The sequence below is a fragment of the Ruegeria sp. A5 genome, from assembly GCF_056543005.1.
Genome location: NZ_JBQGAV010000020.1, coordinates 2,501 through 6,000 on the forward strand (window position 1 = coordinate 2,501; position 3,500 = coordinate 6,000).

Sequence of the window (3,500 nt, forward strand, 5' to 3'; positions counted from 1 at the left end):
CTGACGATCATGCATGTCTTCTATTCTCCATGTGGGGCCGACCGACATCGGCAGCATGGGTTCCAGGATAGAAGGCGGGAAAGTATGCTTTTGGTTCAGAAACAGAGGCGGCCTTTAGTTACCAGCTGGGTCTGCCGTGAAGGACGTCTGTCTTTCTCTTTCTGGATCAAATCAAGCGCGAGAAGGGCGTTTGGTGAATGCCTTGGCAGCAAGAGGCGATGAAAGACGTGATACTCTGCGATAAGCCATGGGGAGCTGAGAATAAGCTTTGATCCATGGATCTCTGAATGGGGCAACCCACCTGAAAGCTTCATATTGTTATCTTTGATACTCAATATGGGGTTTAAACAGGTACTTAAGACCTGAATACATAGGGTTTTAAGAGCAAACCCGGGGAACTGAAACATCTAAGTACCCGGAGGAAAGGAAATCAATTGATACTCCCCTAGTAGCGGCGAGCGAACGGGGACCAGCCGAGCCAGATAAGTGACTAGAACACGTTGGGAAGCGTGGCCATAGCGGGTGACAGCCCCGTATAGGAAGCTTTGATGGACGTATTAAGTAGGGCGGAACACGTGAAATTCTGTCTGAAGATCGGAGGACCACCTTCGAAGGCTAAGTACTCCTTGCTGACCGATAGCGAACCAGTACCGTGAGGGAAAGGTGAAAAGCACCCCGACGAGGGGAGTGAAACAGTACCTGAAACCGAACGCCTACAATCAGTCGGAGGATCCTCGAGATCTGACGGCGTACCTTTTGTATAATGGGTCATCGACTTGGTCTCACGAGCAAGCTTAAGCCGTTAGGTGTAGGCGTAGCGAAAGCGAGTCTTAATAGGGCGAATGAGTTCGTGGGATCAGACCCGAAACCGAGTGATCTAGGCATGGCCAGGTTGAAGGTAAGGTAACACTTACTGGAGGACCGAACCCACATCCGTTGAAAAGGATCGGGATGAGCTGTGCCTAGGGGTGAAAGGCCAATCAAACTCGGAGATAGCTGGTTCTCTGCGAAATCTATTTAGGTAGAGCGTCATCCGAATACCCCGGGGGGTAGAGCACTGGATGGGTAATGGGGCCCCACAGGCTTACTGATCCTAACCAAACTCCGAATACCCGGGAGTACTAGATGGCAGACACACTGCGGATGCTAACGTCCGTAGTGGAGAGGGAAACAACCCTGACCTACGACTAAGGCCCCCAATTCATGGCTAAGTGGGAAAGCAGGTGGGACGACCAAAACAACCAGGAGGTTGGCTTAGAAGCAGCCATCCTTTAAAGATAGCGTAACAGCTCACTGGTCTAAATAAGTTGTCCTGCGGCGAAGATGTAACGGGGCTCAAGCCATGAGCCGAAGTCTAGGGATGCGTAAGCATCGGTAGCAGAGCGTAGTGTGACATAGTCTCATTCCTCCTTCATGCCTTCGGGCAGATTGGAGGAGAGAGGCTTTCGATGAAGCCGGGGCGTGAGCCATCCGGTGGAGAGATCACTAGTGAGAATGATGACATGAGTAGCGACAAAGAGTGTGAGAGACACTCTCGCCGAAAGTCCAAGGGTTCCTGCTTAAAGCTAATCTGAGCAGGGTAAGCCGGCCCCTAAGCCGAGGCCGAAAGGCGTAGGCGATGGGAACTAGGTTAATATTCCTAGGCCAGGAGGATGTGACGGATCACAGGTGTAGTTCAATCTTATCGGATTGATTGGGCTGCTGAGTGGTTCCTGGAAATAGCCCTCCATCAGACCGTACCCTAAACCGACACAGGTGGACTGGTAGAGCATACCAAGGCGCTTGAGAGAACGATGTTGAAGGAACTCGGCAAAATACCTCCGTAAGTTCGCGAGAAGGAGGCCCGGTTCCTAGGCAACTAGGGGCTGGGGGCACAAACCAGGGGGTGGCGACTGTTTATTAAAAACACAGGGCTCTGCGAAGTCGCAAGACGACGTATAGGGTCTGACGCCTGCCCGGTGCCTGAAGGTTAAAAGGAGAGGTGAGAGCCTTGAATTGAAGCCCAGGTAAACGGCGGCCGTAACTATAACGGTCCTAAGGTAGCGAAATTCCTTGTCGGGTAAGTTCCGACCTGCACGAATGGCGTAACGACTTCCCCGCTGTCTCCAACATCGACTCAGCGAAATTGAATTGCCTGTCAAGATGCAGGCTTCCCGCGGTTAGACGGAAAGACCCCGTGCACCTTTACTACAGCTTCGCACTGGCATCAGGATTGTGATGTGCAGGATAGGTGGTAGGCTTTGAAGCGGAAACGCAAGTATCCGTGGAGCCTCCCTTGAGATACCACCCTTCGCACTCTTGATGTCTAACCGCGGTCCGTTATCCGGATCCGGGACCCTGCGTGGCGGGTAGTTTGACTGGGGCGGTCGCCTCCTAAAGCGTAACGGAGGCGCGCGAAGGTTGGCTCAGAGCGGTCGGAAATCGCTCGTTGAGTGCAATGGCAGAAGCCAGCCTGACTGCAAGACTGACAAGTCGAGCAGAGTCGAAAGACGGCCATAGTGATCCGGTGGTCCCGAGTGGAAGGGCCATCGCTCAACGGATAAAAGGTACGCCGGGGATAACAGGCTGATACTGCCCAAGAGTCCATATCGACGGCAGTGTTTGGCACCTCGATGTCGGCTCATCTCATCCTGGGGCTGGAGCAGGTCCCAAGGGTACGGCTGTTCGCCGTTTAAAGAGGTACGTGAGCTGGGTTTAGAACGTCGTGAGACAGTTCGGTCCCTATCTGCCGTGGGTGTAGGAGACTTGAGAGGAGTTGCCCCTAGTACGAGAGGACCGGGGTGAACGATCCACTGGTGGACCAGTTGTCGTGCCAACGGCAGTGCTGGGTAGCTATGATCGGACAGGATAACCGCTGAAGGCATCTAAGCGGGAAGCCCCCCTCAAAACAAGGTCTCCCTGAGGGCCGTGGAAGACCACCACGTCAATAGGCCGGAGATGTAAGCGCAGTAATGCGTTCAGTTGACCGGTACTAATCGCCCGATAGGCTTGATTTGATCCAGTAATGGAAAGACAAATCACCAAAAGCATACACTGACCTTGAGTTGGATAACGTCGCAGCGCCAAGCCGCGATGTTGGTTGATACTATAACCGAGTGGCAACGCGCCTTTTGCAAGCAAAAGACGCTGCCTGCCACCTCGTCGCTTTCCTGCAACGCAGGAAAGTCGACATGGGCTTTTCCTCGGTTTGGTGGTCATAGCGCAAGTGAAACACCCGGTCCCATCCCGAACCCGGAAGTTAAGCACTGCCGCGCCAATGGTACTTGGGCTTAAGCCCCGGGAGAGTAGGTCACCGCCAAACCTAGAAAAAGCCCACATCTCTCTAACACGATGAAAAGAACACTACCCGGTCTCAAGTAGCCGAATAGGCGATAGACCAACACAAGACCTCAAGTAGCGTAAGCGATAGGTCACTTAAAGTGTCGCGGGATGGAGCAGCCCGGTAGCTCGTCAGGCTCATAACCTGAAGGTCGCAGGTTCAAATCCTGCTCCCGCAACCA

The 3,500-nt window shown here is 53.3% G+C and carries 1 tRNA gene and 2 rRNA genes; all 3 read left to right on the forward strand.

Annotated elements, in window-relative coordinates:
* Positions 1-169: 169 nt before the first annotated feature.
* The 3 genes from ACR0AY_RS21095 (at position 170) to ACR0AY_RS21105 (ending at position 3,500) form a co-directional block, all read left to right on the forward strand.
* Positions 170-2,996 (forward strand): 23S ribosomal RNA (locus tag ACR0AY_RS21095).
* A 190-nt stretch (positions 2,997-3,186) separates the two neighbouring features.
* A 5S ribosomal RNA gene (gene rrf, locus ACR0AY_RS21100) occupies positions 3,187-3,301 on the forward strand.
* Positions 3,302-3,423: 122 nt separating this feature from the next.
* Positions 3,424-3,500, forward strand: a tRNA-Met gene (locus ACR0AY_RS21105).